Annotated in this window: 16 protein-coding genes; 11 read left to right on the top strand and 5 right to left on the bottom strand. The window is 60.4% G+C overall.

The genetic code is table 11. From position 1 onward, the window contains the following. Nucleotides 1-66: 66 nt before the first annotated feature. The 4 genes from HDE79_RS01435 (at nt 67) to HDE79_RS01420 (ending at nt 5,220) form a co-directional block, all read left to right on the top strand. Nucleotides 67-1,422 carry a GH1 family beta-glucosidase gene (locus HDE79_RS01435; RefSeq protein ID WP_184600143.1) on the top strand — a complete coding sequence of 452 codons (1,356 nt, stop codon included), beginning with the start codon at nt 67-69 and terminating at the stop codon, nt 1,420-1,422. Then, nucleotides 1,419-2,708 (top strand): MFS transporter, encoded by a 1,290-nt coding sequence (locus HDE79_RS01430; RefSeq protein ID WP_184600142.1) that lies wholly within the window; start codon nt 1,419-1,421, stop codon nt 2,706-2,708. The genes HDE79_RS01435 and HDE79_RS01430 overlap by 4 nt, the downstream gene beginning before the upstream one ends. 115 nt (nt 2,709-2,823) lie before the next feature. Continuing rightward, complete coding sequence (locus HDE79_RS01425; protein ID WP_184600141.1) at nt 2,824-3,681, top strand: alpha/beta hydrolase; 858 nt, start codon at nt 2,824-2,826, stop codon at nt 3,679-3,681. A 363-nt stretch (nt 3,682-4,044) separates the two neighbouring features. Next, nucleotides 4,045-5,220: an MFS transporter gene (locus tag HDE79_RS01420; RefSeq protein WP_184600140.1), complete on the top strand. Its 1,176-nt coding sequence runs from the start codon at nt 4,045-4,047 to the stop codon at nt 5,218-5,220. A gap of 60 nt (nt 5,221-5,280) precedes the next feature. Here HDE79_RS01420 and HDE79_RS01415 read toward each other — a convergent pair whose 3' ends face one another. From HDE79_RS01415 to HDE79_RS01400, 4 genes are all read right to left on the bottom strand, one after another. Further along, entirely contained in the window at nt 5,281-6,549 is a 1,269-nt protein-coding gene (locus HDE79_RS01415; protein WP_184600139.1) for an alanine racemase, read from the bottom strand. Continuing rightward, on the bottom strand, nt 6,546-7,970 hold the full coding sequence (locus tag HDE79_RS01410; RefSeq protein ID WP_221439981.1) for a D-arabinono-1,4-lactone oxidase: 1,425 nt from the start codon (nt 7,968-7,970) through the stop codon (nt 6,546-6,548). Before HDE79_RS01410 ends, HDE79_RS01415 begins: the two co-directional genes overlap by 4 nt. 107 nt (nt 7,971-8,077) lie before the next feature. Continuing rightward, the gene (locus tag HDE79_RS01405; RefSeq protein WP_184600138.1) at nt 8,078-9,106 is read right to left on the bottom strand and encodes an AraC family transcriptional regulator; all 1,029 of its coding nucleotides are present in this window, start codon (nt 9,104-9,106) and stop codon (nt 8,078-8,080) included. A gap of 226 nt (nt 9,107-9,332) precedes the next feature. Next, entirely contained in the window at nt 9,333-9,593 is a 261-nt protein-coding gene (locus tag HDE79_RS01400; protein ID WP_184600137.1) for a hypothetical protein, read from the bottom strand. A gap of 264 nt (nt 9,594-9,857) precedes the next feature. Here HDE79_RS01400 and HDE79_RS01395 point away from each other — a divergent pair, with 264 nt between their 5' ends. Continuing rightward, nucleotides 9,858-10,031: a hypothetical protein gene (locus HDE79_RS01395; RefSeq protein WP_184601156.1), complete on the top strand. Its 174-nt coding sequence runs from the start codon at nt 9,858-9,860 to the stop codon at nt 10,029-10,031. Nucleotides 10,032-10,105: 74 nt separating this feature from the next. Here the strand turns inward: HDE79_RS01395 and HDE79_RS01390 are convergent, their stop codons facing one another. Next, complete coding sequence (locus HDE79_RS01390) at nt 10,106-11,443, bottom strand: MFS transporter (protein WP_184600136.1); 1,338 nt, start codon at nt 11,441-11,443, stop codon at nt 10,106-10,108. A gap of 198 nt (nt 11,444-11,641) precedes the next feature. Here HDE79_RS01390 and cyoA point away from each other — a divergent pair, with 198 nt between their 5' ends. The 6 genes from cyoA to HDE79_RS01360 all read left to right on the top strand — a co-directional run bounded on the left by cyoA (nt 11,642) and on the right by HDE79_RS01360 (nt 17,501). Then, a complete protein-coding gene (gene cyoA, locus HDE79_RS01385) occupies nt 11,642-12,670 on the top strand; it encodes a ubiquinol oxidase subunit II (RefSeq protein WP_255488205.1) in 1,029 nt (342 codons plus the stop codon). An 84-nt stretch (nt 12,671-12,754) separates the two neighbouring features. Further along, on the top strand, nt 12,755-14,758 hold the full coding sequence (gene cyoB / locus HDE79_RS01380; protein ID WP_184600134.1) for a cytochrome o ubiquinol oxidase subunit I: 2,004 nt from the start codon (nt 12,755-12,757) through the stop codon (nt 14,756-14,758). Beyond that, nucleotides 14,751-15,392, top strand: coding sequence for a cytochrome o ubiquinol oxidase subunit III (gene cyoC / locus HDE79_RS01375; RefSeq protein ID WP_184600133.1), 642 nt, complete (start codon nt 14,751-14,753; stop codon nt 15,390-15,392). Before cyoB ends, cyoC begins: the two co-directional genes overlap by 8 nt. After that, nucleotides 15,389-15,799, top strand: coding sequence for a cytochrome o ubiquinol oxidase subunit IV (gene cyoD / locus HDE79_RS01370; protein WP_184600132.1), 411 nt, complete (start codon nt 15,389-15,391; stop codon nt 15,797-15,799). The genes cyoC and cyoD overlap by 4 nt, the downstream gene beginning before the upstream one ends. Nucleotides 15,800-15,826: 27 nt before the next feature. Then, nucleotides 15,827-16,618, top strand: a complete 792-nt coding sequence (locus HDE79_RS01365; protein ID WP_184600131.1) for an SURF1 family protein — start codon at nt 15,827-15,829, stop codon at nt 16,616-16,618. 310 nt (nt 16,619-16,928) lie between these two features. Further along, complete coding sequence (locus HDE79_RS01360; protein ID WP_184600130.1) at nt 16,929-17,501, top strand: acetate uptake transporter; 573 nt, start codon at nt 16,929-16,931, stop codon at nt 17,499-17,501. Nucleotides 17,502-17,568: the final 67 nt, after the last annotated feature.

The following is a 17,568-nucleotide window of genomic DNA, read 5'->3' as shown; positions in this document are numbered from 1 at the left end:
AGAAGCGGACATTCGAGTCCCGGCATCTACATCTTGAACAAGATCACCTTGAATAAGATCGCCACCATGCACGAATCCGCTAAGAAACTGGATTTCCCCAAAGATTTTCTCTGGGGGGTGTCCACCTCGGCGTATCAGATTGAAGGCGCGCTGCACGAAGACGGTCGTGGCCCTTCGATCTGGGATAGCTTCTGCAGCGAGCCCGGCCGCATCGCCAACGGTGATACGGCTGAAACCGCCTGCGATCACTATCATCGCTATCCCGACGATGTGGCACTGATGGCCACGCTCGGTGTCGATGCCTATCGCTTCTCGATCGCCTGGTCGCGCATCCAGCCGAATGGTCGTGGTGCGGCGAATCCCAAGGGGTTGGACTTCTATTCGCGCCTGATTGACGCGCTGCTGGCGAAAGGCATCAGTCCAACGCCGACCTTGTTCCATTGGGATCTGCCGCAAGCCCTGCAGGACGCCGGGGGCTGGTTCAACCGTGACACTGCCGATCGTTTCGCCGAATTCGCGCGGATCGTTGCTGAACGTTTGGGCGATCGCGTGTCGCGCTGGATCACCCACAACGAAACCTTCGAGCACACCGTGCTCGGCCATGCCATCGGTACGCACGCACCGGGGCAGCAGTTGGGGTTGGATATCTTCTCGGTGGTGCATCACTTGCTGCTATCGCACGGCAAGGCGGTGCAGGCCTTGCGAGCGATACTGCCGGCAGGCGCGCAGATCGGTATCGCGCAAAGCATGGCGCGCGCGCGGCCCGCGTCTAGCCGCATCAAGGATCGACTAGCGGCCCACCTGCTCGAAGCCCTGCATCTGCGAATGCATACCGATCCGCTACTGTTTGGCCGTTATCCGCTGGCGTTACGCCTACTCGGCATAGACCGGTCGGCATTGCGCGCTGGCGATTTGGCAACCATTGCGCAACCGCTGAATTTCCTCGGCATCAATTTTTATAACCCGCAATACGTCCGTAGTGCGCCGAAGGGCGGTGCCGTGCCGATTGAAGCGACCGAGCCACCCATGCACCTGGAACGTACCGAGATGGGCTGGCCGGTGGATGCCAATGGCTTCAGCGAGTTATTGCTGTATCTGCGCAAGCGCTATCGCGCCAAGTTACCGCCGATCTTCATTACCGAGAACGGCGCGGCATTTCCCGATGCAGTCGATGCGCAGGGCCGCATCGATGATCCGCGCCGTATTGCCTACTTGCAGGCGCATCTGCACGCACTGCGCCAGGCGATGGACGCGGGCGTCGACGTGCGCGGCTATTTCGTCTGGTCATTGCTCGACAACTTCGAATGGGCCGAAGGCTATCGGCCCCGCTTCGGGCTGGTGCATGTCGATTATTCGACCCAACAGCGCACTCCCAAGGCTTCGTTCGACTGGTATCGCCAGGTGATCGCAGCCAATCGATGAACATAAGCGCCACACATGAAGCCGATAGTGGGGCATCCTGCAGTGCGTTGGCCGAACCTGTCACACCGGTACGCGCTCGATTTTTCACCAGCATGGCGCTGTCGAATCTTGGCGTATGGATGGCCTTTTTCGCGCCAATCCAGATCCTGCTGGCACAACAAATGGAAGTTCTCGCACCGACGCACAAAGAGTCCGCACTGGGCTGGGTGACTGGCATCGGTGCGCTGGTATCGCTGTTCGCCAATCCGCTATTCGGCGCCTGGTCGGACCGTACCATCTCGCGCTTCGGCCGCCGTCACCCCTGGAATATTGGCGGTGCGCTGGTCGGCGCATTAGCCATGGTGATGCTGGGCCGGCAAGGCACCCTGCTAGGCATCACGCTGTGGTGGTGCGTGGCGCAGTTCGCGCTCAATGCGATGCTCGCTGCCTTGACCGCCGAAGTGCCGGACCAGGTGCCGGTGACGCAGCGTGCAGTATGCAGCGCCTGGGTGGGTGTGACCCAGCCACTGGGCGTGGTGGTCGGTGCCTTGCTGGTAACCCAACTGGCGCATGGCATCGCGCAAGGCTATCTGCTGGTCGCTGTGGTACTGGTATTGTGCGCGCTGCCATTCGTGGGACTGGTGCGCGATATACCTTTGCGACACGACCAGCGCCCGACATGGGATGGGCGCGCATTCCTGCGCGGCTTCTGGATCAGCCCGCGTGAACATCCGGATTTCGCCTGGGCCTGGGCAACGCGCTTCCTGATCAATCTCGGCAACGCCATCGGCACCTTGTACATGTTGTATTTCCTGCGCGACCGATTGCATTACGAGCGACTGTTTCCGGGCAGGGCGGCAGAAGACGGTTTGCTGATCGTGGTGGCGGTCTACACGGCTGGCGTACTGGTCGGAGCCTTTGCGGGCGGTGCGCTCTCCGACCGCAGCGGTCGCCGCAAGATCCATGTGATCCTGTCCAGCGTGGTGATGACGGCCGCGGCACTGATGCTGATGCCCTCACCCACCTGGCCACTGGTGCTGGCGGCTTCGGCCGTACTCGGGCTCGGCTATGGCATCTACGTCGCAGTTGACCAGGCCTTGATCACCCAGGTGCTGCCGCTGGCCACCGACCGCGGCAAGGATCTCGGCATCATCAACATCGCCAACTCCGCCCCGCAGGTAGTGGCGCCGGCTATCGCGGCGATCCTGGTGACGCAGCTGGGTGGCTATCCCGCGTTATATCTGATCACCGCAATATTTACCCTGCTGGGCGGTGTGCTGGTGCGCCAGATCCGCAACGTTCCCTAAACCGCCATACATCAACACGGCGTGCTTCTAGGGTGTGGGGGCCGCCTTACTTTTTTGACCTTGGGCCGACATGACATCACTTAAGAGCCGAATCGTTCGCTACATCGTGAAGAAAATGATCGAACGGACTGATCCAAACGCATCCGTGGAAGCGATACGCGCGCGCTATGAAGCCATGGCCAGAAAGCGCGAGTTACCCAAAGGAGTAACGAAGCAGGCTACCCGTGCGGGCGGCCGCTATGCAGAATGGTTGCGGCCGAACAGCTCGACGAACGATCAGGTCATCCTGTATTTGCACGGAGGAGCCTATGTGCTGTGCTCGTGCAATACGCACCGTGCATTGGCCATGCGCATCGCCGTGGCCAGCGCGGCGTCGGTATTACTGCTGGATTATCGCTTGGCGCCTGAGCATCCGTTTCCTGCCGCACTTGATGACGCCGTAGCCGCCTATCGCGAGCTGATCAGCGATCAAGGCATTGCGCCAGGAAGGATTGCGCTGGCTGGCGATTCCGCTGGAGGCGGTCTGGCACTGGCCTTGAGCCTGCGGTTGCGCGACGAAGGCATGCCGTTGCCCGCTGCCGTCGTCTGTCTATCGCCCTGGACCGACCTGGAACTTGCGAACCCGTCAGTCACCAGCCTCGCCAGCCGCGACATCTTTTTCCCCACCACGGAAAGATTGCACCGCAGCGCCGCCATGTACGCCGGCGACCTGCCGTTGGCGCATCCCTATATGTCACCGATCCATGCCGATCTGCATGGATTGCCGGCGCTGATGATCCAGGTAGGCGACGACGAAATCCTATTGGATGATTCTCGCTTGCTGGCACAGCGTGCCCAAGCCGCCGGAGTGGACGTGTCGTTGCGCGTATGGCCGGGGATGTGGCACGTCTGGCAAGCGTTTGCTCCCACTTTCAAAGAAGCGAACGAGGCCATCCGCGACATCGGCGCTTTCATCCGACAGCGAATAAATTAGGTGCTGAATCCAGCCGATAGGCGATGGCTCGACTGCTTCACCCGATATTCGGCCGCATCGATTTAAGCAAGCCTCTTTCATTTGAATACAAACGGAAATACCGGTTTCAGCACATTCTGGATGCGGTATTCGTATGCCATGTCGTGTGCTGATTTTGGCCTTGGTAATCGAATGATCAATACCAGCGGCATGCCAGGCGAGGCAATAACAGATCATCCGCGACAGCAAGTAAGCGTACGCTCGCGTTTTGGCCCGATTTGCCCTTTGGCGTTCTCCGATGGTGTGTTCGACTGTGCATTGATCGGCGACAACGTACATGAGCGCAACCGACGCCAGTGATGGGGTAGAACCAAGATGATTCCAATGCGTTATCGCGTTCTCACGGTCTATGCCGCACTGCAGGCGTTGATGCAGTTCGAATGGCTGCGCTTTGCGCCGATCACCAGCGAGATCGCCATCCACTACGGGGTGTCGCCGAGCGCCATCGGTACGTTATCGCTGGTGTTTCCCTTGCTGTTCATACCGCTGGCATTGCCGGCGGGCATGTTGCTCGATCGCGTGCCAGTGCGCACGTCACTACGCATCAGCGCGGTAGGGATGGCATTGGCTGCGTTGCTGCGCATTCTAGGGCCGAGCTACGGGTTTCTGCTGGCGGGCCAGGTGATGTTCTCGGTGCTGCAGCCATTGGTGTTGGCGTTGGTCGCCCGGTTGGCCGCGGTTTGGTTCGACGAAGACGAACGGCTGCGTGCGACCGAGATCTCCAGCATGGCGATGTTCGCAGGCCTTGGCCTGGCCTTTGTGCTGGTGCCGATGATCGGGTATCAGACGTTGTGGCTTGATGTGCTTGTGTTGGGTGCGCTGGCACTGCTGACCTGGCTGTGGGTGCCGGCCGATCCGCGCGAGGCTGCCACCACGCCAGGCCCTCGGCCATCATGGCGATCGGCGATGCTGGCGATGCTGCGCGCGCCGACGTTCCTGGTATTGACCGCGTATTTCTTTCTCGCCAATGGCTATTTCAATGCCATTTCCACCTGGCTGGAATCGATCCTGCACCGGCACGGGATTGACCCGCAGACCGCAGGCATCGTCGCGCTATGCATGCTGATCAGCGGCATCGTGTGCATGGCGTTGATCGAGCGCGTTTCGCGCATACTGAGCCTGCGCATGCTGATGCTGATTGCCGCGTTGGGCTCGATCGGCGTCACTGTCGTGCTGTTCGCAAGCAGCTCACCGATCGTGCTGGGTCTTGCCGGTATCGTACTCGGCGCGACCCTGTTGGCGCCGCTGCCGTTGCTGATCCAAGCCGTGGTGAACACCACTGGCGAGGAGCATGCAGGCACCGCAGTCAGCCTGTTTTTCTTGATGGGTAACGCTGGCGCCGCAGCCATTATCGCCGCGCTCGAGCCAATCGCCGATGCCGGGCAGTGGACGCTGGGTTGTTGTCTGCTGATCGCACTGCTGGTCGTGCAGGCGGCTCTCGCCGTCATAGGAGGGCCGCGTCAAACGAGATCAACCATACCGTCGGCCGATATGCCATAACGATGGATGCTTGAGTCCACAGGGTAAATAACCGCAACCAACGCAGGACAACCCGCATCATCAGATTTCTCCGAATGGCAGCCACTCATCGACGACACGACCATCCTCGATCACACGTACCGGACCGTAGTGCAGCAACGTACCTTCGGACTGATACGGGCGAAAGAACACCGTGTCGTTGACCGCGAGCGCATGTTCGCGCGGGCCGTTGAGGATGGACTGGTTGAAGCTGAGACCAAACTGTTTGTTGGGTAACAGTCCCACTGGCGAGGCCGGCTGCGCTGGCCAGCCACCGCCATAGATGAAGTAGCTGCGTGCACGCTGCGCGCGTCCGCCGAACAGCAGCTTCGACAGCCACGCCGGTCCCGGCAGGCGCGTACCGTCCTGGGCCTTGAGTACGGGGGTGGTAATGAATACCGCAGGCTCGAATTCCGCCAGCAAGTCGATATCGAACTCAAGCGGTTTGAGCAGGGCCGAGCCAGCGGACACATCGTTGAGCGGCGAGTTGTGCCGATGCAGGGCAACGGTCGGGCTACCGGCACCGTTCCAGCACAGCGTCGGCGCCAGTTCGGGGAACTCCGCGCGCGCCACCGCTTGAAACGAACGATACGCATCGACGGCCTTGCCGAAACTCGTCTCGCGACTCTCCACCAGGCCCGGCAATTTGCCAACGTGAGCGTCGTAGCCCATCAAACCCGCAAACTCAAGATGCTCGGACGTACCATGCAATCGCTCGAGCATGATGCGCAAAGCCGCCGGATCCGTCACACCACCGCGATGCAAGCCGACATCGATCTCGACATTGACACGTAACTTCGTGCCTAGACCACGCGCGAGTTCCAGATACTCCTGCAGCCGCGCCGGCGTATCGATCAGCCATTGCAGCTGGCGTGCGGGATCGAAAGAGGTCTTACCCAGGTGCTGGTAGAAATGCCGCGCGGCAAGCACCGGCATCGGCTTGCCCATCAGCAGATCGCTGTCGGGAAACCGCTGTGCCACCTGACGCAGTTGTGGCTCATGAAACACCATCAACGCGCTGGTGTCGGTCAGTTTCATGGCCTCGTCCAGCAGCGCCGGTACCGGCAGCGATTTCTCGACCAGGCGAAGTTGCGCGTTCGACGCAATCAACGCCTTCAGGCGCATCGCGTTGCGGCGCAGGCGCGCCCGATCGATCACCACGCTGGGACTGGCAATGCCGGCTTGGCTCAGTGCGTTCTGCAAGCCACTGAAATAACTATCGTGGGGGCCGGCATGAGTCGCTGGCGAGCTATCGCGAATGGCATCTGGCGACGATGGCACGACCGACGTGATGGAGCGGTCTCGGCTCATGACTTTGCCATTCCGAACAACTGCCGCAGGTGCGGATTGAGAAACTTTCCACGCGGATCGAGTTCACTGCGTAAACGCAGAAAGCGCTCGAGATCGGGATATAGGCTACGCAGATCTGCGCCACCGACGGTATGCAACTTGCCCCAGTGCGGACGGCCGCCGTAACGACGCAGAACAGGTTCCGCCACCGCGAACAACGGCCGGTAATCCTGCTTGTGATATTGGTGTACCGAGATCGAACAGCGCGCTTCGCCGAGAGCACTCTGGAATGGACTCAGCCAATAGTCATCGGCGGCGACGAAGCGGAACTCCATCGGAAAAAATACACCGACCTTGCTCTTGCTCACCGCCCTGCAAACCTCATCCAGACAGGATGCACCCGTGGCTAGCGGCACCTGGTATTCCATCTCGTTGAAGCGCACGTTGCGCGCCGACGCAAAGATCTTGTATGACCAGTTGACGCGATCCGTGGGTTTGATGAAGCGGCCAATCAACGTTTGCAACCGCCGTCCCAGGCCCGGCAGCCGGCGATTGAGTTCGCAGCTCAATCTCAGCATGGCATCTGCGGAGTCGGCACCTTGCGCTTCACCTGTAGGTGGCTCTTCGGTGAGATCGAGCGTCTTGACGATGGCTAGACGGCTGAATGGAAAAACCAGGAGTTCGAAGTGACGATGTTGACGTACCCACTCCTCCATCTCGGGTAACAATTGATCCAGCGATTGCAGGTGCACGCGCTCGCGCAGACGAAAAGCCGGCACGTTCTGCAGCGTGACCTGGGTGATCACGCCGAGTGCACCTAGCGATACCGCGGCCGCGCGAAAAAGGTCGCTATCGCTATCGCGGCTGCATTCGAGCACGTCGCCCTGTGCGGTCACCAGCCGCAGCGCGGTGGCGCCGGCAGCGATGCAAGGCAAGGTGATACCGGTACCGTGCGTAGCGGTGGAAAGGGCACCAGCCAGACTCTGCCGATCGATATCGCCCAGGTTCGGCATCGCCTGGCCGATGCCGTACAGCAACGGACCGGCGTCGAACAGACGAGTGCCGGCCCACAAACGAGCCTGCTGTTTCTGCGCGTCATGGCTGATCAAGCCGCTGAGGTGATCCAGCGACAGGATCGCGCCGGATGTCGGCACCAACGGGCTGAACGAATGACCGGCACCAACGACGCGCACGCTGGCTGCGTCGCGCACCTGCCGGCGCAGCTCATCTTCGTCCTGCGGTGACCACTTCGCGAAAGGTTGCGCAAGCTGTCCGCCGGACCAGTTCTGCCATGTCGGCTGCGCGCCATGCAGGCCATCATCCAGGCCGGTGCGTGGCGCTGGGGGTGTGAAGTGACGGGACAACACACCACGTTTCCGCGGCGCCGCCAACGGCTGCGGATGCATGGGTTCATCGGCAAGCCGTGACGGTCTCTCAGACATAGGTGCTGGCTCGAAGCTCTAAAGCGCTAGTGCAGCACAGCTCCTGTGGGTGCTACAGGGGTCGGTAGCGGCCAAATCCGGCAGTGACCTTCCCTCGCGTGTTCGCGTCACACACCTACGTTGCGCCGCATCGTCCCTGGTACTTCACCCACCCAACGTTTGAAAGCGCGCCGGAACGCGCGCGCATCGCTGAAACCAAGATGCTCACTGGTCTCTGCCACCGTCAGTCCTTCATCCCGCAGCATGTGTTGCGCCTTCAGTGCGCGCAAACGTTCGCTCAATATGCGGAACGATGTGCCGGCCTCGCTTAGGCGTCGACGCAAAGTACGCGAGCTCAGGCCAAGTGCAGCTGCCACCTCTTCAACCGACATCGCCACGTTGCCGGTCTGCTGCAATACGTGTTCGATGGCGGCCACCGTATTAGGCGTGTGCTGACTCAGTGCGCGCGCTTCCAGCAAGGCGCGCAATTCGGCGGCGGCCACCGGCGAATGGCTGGCCAACGGCAGCGCAAACCAATGGCGCGGAAAAAGACCACGGTTGCGTGGCTGTCCGAAGCGCACCGGGCATCCGAACACTTCGGCGTAACGTGCGGCATGTGGCGGTGCAGGATAGTCAAATTCAAGAGCCTGTGGACGATAACCGCTGCCCAGAAGAATACGGATCAGCACCATCACACTGGCGTACAACTCTTCGACCACGAACGTTTGCACTACCGGGTCGCTCGTGCGCGGCTGTCCGATCAGAGCACCGAGATCGTCGTTGAGTTCAAAGCTGACGTCCATCAGACCACCGCTTTGTCCTTGATAGCGCACACCGATATCGACGGCCTCGCCGAATGTGCGCATCGCGGTCATGGCAAAGCCAGGCAGACCGAAGTGACTGATGTTCTGGCGCCGCCCCACTTCGAGACCCAGATCGGTACGGCCAGTCAGCTGGATGGCGCGTCGGACGAGACGCCCGACCTGGCGATTGGAAATCAACTCGCCGGCGCACATGTCGGCACTGCTGATGCCTACATCCGCACATAAGCGCTCGGGCGCAATACCGAGTTCGCTCACCAGTTCGGTCAGTTCCGCCAGCGCCAACGGCGCGATTTCAGGAGCAAATTGACGTGGATCGAGTTTGGGACGTGGCACGTCTGACCCCCTAGTGGCCGCGATGGTCCCCATCCTACGCTGGCTTTTGTCTTCTAGCTCCGTGCGTTGCAGCATCCACTGCAATTGACCTGATTCGTCCTATGCCCGGCATCGAACGGCCGTGGACTTTCACGGCGAGCTTCAGCGCCCTGATACTCCAGCAACTCGATTCGCGCCCCGCTGTGTCGATGATGGTCAGCGATGAATTATTCCGTTCAATGCACCATCAACCACGGCAGCCTGCAATGATCTCTTCAAGAAATCGGATGACCTCATCGTGCGCGCCATCCCGCACGAGCTCAGCGGCTGTTTTGTTACCCAGCTCATGAATTTGCACGGTCCTGAACCAATCAAGGGCATGCGCATCGTCAGCATCAATACGCACAGCCCAACGCAGTACCGCTGCAGTCGCTGCACATTGGATAGCCGGATAGCTTCCATGCGCATGCAATGGGGTAGACGAAAGGCGTGACATGCCGCTATTCATGATGCCTCACCCACTTTCAGAGTTTCTCGGATATCGAACTCGATGCCAGTAAACCGCCCAGCCAGCGCCTAGAACCGGTCGGCGAGTGCCTGATCGATTGTCCAAGGCATAAGACCGGGAAGCATCTTCTCCGGCGGCGTCAACAGCGGAGTTTGTCAGGGGACCTGCGAGCTGAAGCAAACTTCCAGCGCGCCTGAATATCGGACCGCCGAGGGTGCCGATCGTTCACGAAGTTTCCTTTTTCCTGAGCGACTCGACGACTACATGGATGAAGAGAAGCCGATCCGGGTGATCGACGTATTCATTGACGAGTTGGATCTGGATGGTCTTGGCTTCGGTGAATTCGGCGTGCGTATCGAAGACCATTTCTTCGTGACTCCGACAGGTGCCGAGTGGTTCACCGATCGCTCGGTGTCGATCGACAAGCCGTTCGCCTGAACGTAAACACTGCGGCGCTTGCCAGCTAGCCGACTAACCCTTTTCGGTTTGGACCGGCGTCATGCTGGCACCCATCAGTCGCGGGATTCCAGCGCCCGATTGATCTTCAGGGCCACCAGCGTGCACGCGGCGCCGGACAGCAGGTAAATGCTCACGGCGGCCAGTCCGAATTTGACCGACAGCGCCAGCGCCACGAACGGCGCAAACGCCGCGCCGATCAACCATGCGAAGTCGGAGGTGAGCGCCGCACCGGTGTAGCGGAAGCGAGAGAGGAAGTTGGCCGTCACCGTACCCGAGGCCTGGCCGTATGAAATACCCAGCAGCGCAAAGCCGATCAGAATGAACGCATCCTGCGCGGCCGGGCCACCATCGAGCAGCCACGGCGTGAACAAGGCAAAGATGCCGATCAATACCGCCAGCGTACCCAGCGTATTGCGCCGCCCGAAACGGTCGGCGATGACGCCGGATGCAATGGTGCCGAGAACGCCCACGACGGCACCGACGATCTGCACGATCAACACGCTGTCGATCGACTGGGTCGAATGCAGCGAAATCCATGACAGCGGAAACACCGTCACCAGATGGAACAGCGCGTAGCTAGCGAGTGCCGCGAAGGCGCCGATAAAGAGGTTGTAGCCCTGGGCGCGGAACATTTCGGTGATACCGATCGGCTCCAGATTGCCCTCTTCCAGCAACTGCGTGTACTCCTCGGTCAACACCAGCCGCAGGCGCGCGAACAGCGCGACCACGTTGATCGCAAACGCGACGAAGAACGGATAACGCCAGCCCCAGTCCATGAAGTCATCGTTCGAAAGATTGGCGTGCAAGAACAGGAACAGCGCGCTGGCGATCAGAAACCCGATCGGTGCGCCGAGCTGGCCGAGCATGGAGTACCAGCCGCGCTTGCCCGCCGGCGCATTGAGTGCCAGCAGCGAAGGCAAACCATCCCATGAACCGCCGAGGGCGAAACCCTGCAGCATTCGGAAAAACGCCAGCAGCACGATGGCTCCGCCGCCCAGGACGCCATAGCTGGGCAGGAACGCCATGCCCACCGTGGCCGTGCCAAGCAGAAACAGCGCCAGCGTCAGCTTGAAGCCGCGCCCCATACGACGCTGTATCTCCATGAACAGCGTGGTGCCGAACGGGCGCGCAATGAAGGCCAGCGCAAAGATCCCGAACGACATCAGCGTGCCATCGAGGCGGCTCTCAAACGGGAAAAACACCGAGGGAAAAACCAGCACCGACGCAATACCGTAAACGAAAAAGTCGAAATTCTCGGAGGCGCGGCCAATGACGACGCCTACAGCGATCTCGCCGGGGGCGACTTTCGAGTGGCCGGCGGGGACGTGACCGCCGTCATAATCCGCGATGTGCGGGGACGGATCATGCTGTTCTTGGGTAATGCTCGACATCGGCGTGCTCAATTCGGGACGTATGTTGCGTCAGCGATATAATGCGCTCATTGCGAAGGATCGCATCCGTGGCCTGGCGCCGCCATAGGACAAAGTGTCCTATTCCTGCATTGCAGCAACCAGTGTACCTTTTTGACTATCCCCAGACAGTTCTACCCTCACGCAATGCCTCTCAAAAAGACCCTCCGTGGACTGCTGTTGCTCCCTGCCCTGGCATTGTTGGCAGGCTGCAATGCCGTATTGCTGCATCCCGAAGGCGATGTCGCGCTGCAGCAGCGCGATCTGATCATCGTTTCCCTTGGACTGATGCTGTTGATCGTCATTCCGGTGATTGCGCTAACGCTGTTTTTTGCCTGGCGCTATCGCGCCCGCAACACGCAAGCCTCGTACGATCCCGAGTGGCATCACTCGACCATGCTCGAACTGATGATCTGGGCGGCACCGCTGCTGATCATCATCGCGCTGGGGGCATTGACCTGGGTCAGTACGCACAAGCTTGACCCGTATCGCCCGCTTGACCAGCTGTCCAAGGGTCGCCTGGTGGCCGCCGGCACCCAGCCGCTGGTTGTCGAGGTGGTCGCGCTGGACTGGAAGTGGCTGTTCTTTTATCCCGAGCAGGGCATCGCCACCGTCAATGAGCTGGCCGCACCGGTCGACCGGCCCATCGAGTTCAGGATCACCGCCGCCAACGTGATGAATTCATTCTTCATCCCATCGCTGGCGGGGCAGATCTACGCGATGCCCGGCATGGAAACCAAGCTCAACGCCGTCATCAACAAGGCCGGCGAGTACGAAGGCTTCTCGGCCAACTTCAGCGGCGACGGCTTCTCCGGCATGCGCTTCAAGTTTCACGGCATGAGCGATCGGGATTTTGACGCCTGGGTGCAGCGGGCTCGCAAGAGCAGCGAAACCTTGAGTGTGGATACCTATCAACACCTGGAACAACCCAGCGAGCGCGAGCCGATCCACTTTTACGCCAGCGTCGCGCCCGGCCTGTACGACGCCATCCTCAACAACTGCGTGGCTGCGGCGCAGAAATGCGCCGACTCAATGATGGGCTCCGCCAGCGATGCCGGAACCAAGACTCCGGACATGCACGCCATGATGCCATCCGGCGATGCCGCGCACGCCGATGCTGCGGTGGCCCATGACGCCATGTCGATGCCAATGCCGGCCGCCAGCGAATCGAAAAGCGCCCCCGCCGCGCCGTCAGGTCACACGCCGTGATGCCGCCCAGCGACCCTGCCTGCCTGTGGCGCGCTTCGCCATTCAGCGCCCCGCTTTTTGAAGTTTCATGTTCCGGTGCACACGATGTTTGACCATCTTGATCTCGTAAAACTGATTTTCGGCCGACTCACCTGGGAGGCGCTGCCTCTGCACGTTCCGATCGTGCTGGGCACCATGATTGTGGTCATGCTGGGCGGTCTGGCCCTGGTTGCCGTCATCACCTACAACCGCCTGTGGGGCTATTTGTGGCACGACTGGTTCACCAGTATCGACCACAAGAAAATCGGCATCATGTACATCATCCTGGGCTTGGTGATGCTGCTGCGCGGCTTCTCCGACGCCATCATGATGCGCGCGCAGCAAGCCATGTCGTTCGGTGCCAACAACGGCTTTCTGCCGCCGGAACACTACGACCAGGTGTTTACCGCGCATGGCGTGATCATGATCTTCTTTGTGGCGATGCCGTTGATCACCGGCATCATGAACTTCGTCATTCCGCTGCAGATCGGCGCGCGCGACGTGGCGTTTCCGTTTCTCAACAACTTCAGTTTCTGGATGACCGCGGCCGGCACCGTGCTGGTGATGATGTCGCTGTTCGTCGGAGAATTCGCGCGCACCGGCTGGCTCGCGTATCCGCCCTTGTCGGGCATCGCGCAAAGCCCCGACGTGGGAGTCGACTACTACATCTGGTCGCTGCAGATAGCCGGTATCGGAACGCTGCTATCGGGCATCAACCTGCTGGTCACCATCATCAAGATGCGCGCGCCCGGCATGAGCCTGATGAAGATGCCGATGTTCGTCTGGACGGCACTGTGTACCAACGTGCTGATCGTCGCCGCGTTCCCCGTGCTGACCGCGGTGCTGGCGCTGCTCTCGCTCGACCGTTACGTAGGGACGAACTTCTTCACCACCGCACTCGGTGGCAACGCGATGATGTACGTGAATCTGATCTGGATCTGGGGCCATCCCGAGGTGTACATCCTGATCCTGCCCGCGTTCGGCATTTTCTCCGAGGTCACCGCCACCTTCAGTCGCAAGCGCCTGTTCGGCTACACCTCGATGGTCTACGCGACCATCGTGATCACAGTGCTGGCTTACCTCGTCTGGCTGCATCACTTTTTCACGATGGGTTCGGGCGCGAGCGTCAACTCGTTCTTCGGCATCACCACGATGATCATCTCGATACCCACGGGTGCGAAGATCTTCAACTGGCTGTTCACCATGTACCGCGGGCGCATCACGTTCTCGGTACCGATGCTGTGGACGATGGGGTTCATGGTCACCTTCACCATCGGCGGCATGACCGGCGTGCTGCTGGCGGTGCCCCCGGCGGATTTCGTGCTGCACAACAGCCTGTTTCTGGTGGCGCACTTCCATAACGTGATCATCGGCGGCGTGCTGTTCGGCCTGTTTGCCGGCATCAACTACTGGTTCCCGAAGGCCTTCGGCTTCAAGCTGGATGAGTTCTGGGGCAAGTGCTCGTTCTGGTTCTGGACCGTCGGCTTCTATTTCGCCTTCATGCCGCTGTACGTGCTGGGTCTGATGGGCGTCACGCGTCGCATGAGCCACTTCGACGATTCGTCGCTGCAGATCTGGTTTGAGATTGCCGCCTTTGGCGCGTTCCTGGTCCTGCTGGGCATCATCTCGATGCTGATCCAGTTCTACGTGAGCTTCCGTCACCGTGCGGCACTGCGCGATGTCACCGGCGATCCGTGGGATGCCCGCACGCTGGAGTGGTCGACCTCGTCGCCGCCGCCGTCCTACAACTTTGCCTTTACCCCGTTGGTGCACGATGTCGACACCTGGTGGCAGATGAAGCAAGCCCACTACAAACGGCCGGAAGAAGGCTTCATCCCGATACACATGCCCAAGAATACCGGTGCCGGCATCATGCTCGGCGGCCTCAGCACGGTCTTTGGCTTTGCCATGATCTGGAACATGTGGCTGCTGGTGGTCGTGTCGTTCATCGCCCTGCTGGCGGTCGCGATCGGCCATACCTTCAACTACAAGCGCGACTTCCACATTCCGGCCGACGAAGTCGCCCGTACCGAGGCAGCCCGCACCACGCTGTTAGCCAACCATGTCTGATTCCCACGCACACGTCATCACCAGCGACGCGCACTCGGCGGGTCCGCTGCAGTTTCATCTGACTCATGAACACCACCCGGAAAACGGCACCTTGCTGGGTTTCTGGATGTACCTGATGAGCGACTGTCTCATCTTCGCGTGCCTGTTCGCCGTCTACGGCGTGCTGGGGCGCAACTACGCCGGTGGACCGTCCGGCGCCGAAATATTCGAACTGCCGCTGGTCGCGGTCAACACCTCGATGCTGCTGCTGTCGTCGATCACCTACGGCTTCGGCATCCTCGAAATGCAGCGCAACCGGCTGCGGCCGATGCTGATCTGGCTCGCTATCACCGGCCTTTTCGGCGCGGCGTTCCTGAGCCTGGAGATGTATGAGTTCCTGCATCTGATCCATGAGGGCAATGGCCCGCAGCGCAGCGCGTTCCTGTCATCGTTCTTTACCCTGGTCGGCACGCATGGGTTGCACGTCACCTTCGGCATCGTGTGGCTGATCACGCTGATGGTGCAAACCGGCAAGCTCGGCCTCACGCCGGAAAACAAACGTCGGCTGATGTGCCTGTCGATGTTCTGGCACTTCCTCGACGTGGTCTGGATCGGCGTGTTTACCTTTGTCTATCTGATGGGAGTGCTGAAATGAGCACGCATACCGATCTCGTCCCCCAAGACGGACACGCCGACGATCACAGCCATCACGGTCACGATACCGGCGCCAGCCACAGCACGTTCAAGGGTTACATGACCGGCTTCGTGCTGTCGGTCATCCTCACCGCGATTCCGTTCTGGATCGTGATGAGCGGTGGACTGCATACATCGGGCATGACCGCGCTGGTGGTCCTGGCGTTTGCCGCCGTGCAGATCGTCGTGCACATGATCTACTTTCTGCACATGAACTCGAAGTCCGAGGGTGGCTGGACGCTGCTGGCGCTGATCTTCACCATCGTGCTTGTCGTCATCACGTTGAGCGGTTCGATCTGGGTGATGTATCACCTGGACCACAACATGATGCCGTCGATGATGGAACAACAGATGAAAAACATGCCCTGAGCGCGTCAGGCGCTCGCATGGACGATCATGACTGCTGCCGAAAAAGCTGCTGATCGCGAACCACGAAGTACCGTTGCGCTGGTCGGCCTGAGCTTGCTCGGACTGATCTTGTTCGTCAGCCTCGTTGGGCTGGGTACCTGGCAGGTCTATCGTCGCGCCTGGAAACTCGACCTCATCGCCAAGGTCGATGAGCGCGTGCATGCGCCGGCCGTCGCGCCGCCCGGACCAGATCAATGGCCTGATGTGACCGCCGCGAGCGACGAGTATCGGCACGTGCGCGTCACCGGTCATTTTCTCGACGATCGCGAAACACGCGTGCAGGCAAGCACCGACCTGGGCAGCGGTTTCTGGCTGCTGACACCGCTGCAAAGGGCGGATGGCAGTGTGGTGCTGATCAACCGCGGCTTCATTCCGCGCGAGTGGAAAGACGCCCCATCGTCCGGCACAACGAGCCCCGTCACCATCACCGGACTGTTGCGCATCAGCGAACCGCGCGGCGGCTTTCTACGCAAGAATGATCCTGCGGGCAATCGCTGGTTTTCGCGCGATGTCCAGGCGATTGCCACCGCGCGCGGACTGTCGCACGTTGCACCGTACTTCGTGGATGCCGATGCTGCGCCATCCGCCGATAGCGACAAAGACAATGAACCGGCCGGTGGTCTGACCGTGATCTCATTCCCCAATAACCATCTTGTCTATGCAATCACCTGGTACCTGCTGGCGTTGATGGTGGCGTGGGCGGCCTGGCGTGTGGGCCGCGAGGAAAAACGACTACGGCGGCTGCGACGAAATCATTCTGGTGTGATCGAAACGCACTGAAAAGTACTCGCGAGCTTGTCGGCGTGATACGCCGTTTGCCACTGGCCTGTCACATCGCCGTGGTCATCTGCCATGCAGGGTATGAATCGCGAGCATGAAACACCGCATTGCAGCATGAGTCCGCGCTCCCGCATGCGTATGCTCGAACGGTCGCAGAGCCGATGCAGGGCGCGATGCACGCGGAAAGATCGGCAGCGGAGCGTCATGATGACGATTGAATCCGGTTTACGTGCGGCTAGAAATACACGCAACACCGATTGCAGCTAACGGCGTAATCATCGGCTCGATCCACTCAGGGGAGTTTCACAACATGAGCAGTGAACACATACCGACAAAATTCTCCAACCCGGCACCGCTGGGCCTCGCCGGTTTCGCGCTAACGACGTGGCTGCTCAGCATGATCAACGCCGGTTGGTTCACGGCCGACGGGATGAACATTGTGCTGGCCGTCGCACTGGCCTACGGCGGCACGGCACAGATGATTGCCGGCGTGATGGAATTGCCGCGTGGCAATACCTTTGGCGCCACGGCCTTCGTCAGCTACGGCGCGTTCTGGTGGTCGTTCGCGCTATTCGTGCTGTTTCTGCATGACAAGGTACCGGCGGCATTCGTGGGCTGGTATCTCTTCATGTGGGGCATATTTACGCTCTACATGTGGGTCGCCACGTGGAAAGCCCCGCGCGCACTGCAGCTGGTTTTCCTCGCGCTGTGGATCACCTTCTTCCTGCTCGCTGCCGCCGAATGGACCGGCATGCCAGGCTTGAAGATGGCCGGCGGCTATGGCGGCCTGATCACCGCGGCGCTGGCGTTCTATCTGTCGGCAGCTGAAGTCATCAACGAGGCACATCAGCGCACGGTGCTACCGATTGGGGCGCCCCACTGATACGTGGCCGTCAATGGTGCAGCAACAGCTGCGATCAGTGCTCCGCTTCAAGCTGAAAGCATTGTGC

The sequence above is a fragment of the Rhodanobacter sp. MP1X3 genome, assembly GCF_014207165.1.
GTDB lineage: Bacteria > Pseudomonadota > Gammaproteobacteria > Xanthomonadales > Rhodanobacteraceae > Rhodanobacter.
This window is presented reverse-complemented; position numbering and strand designations above follow the sequence as displayed.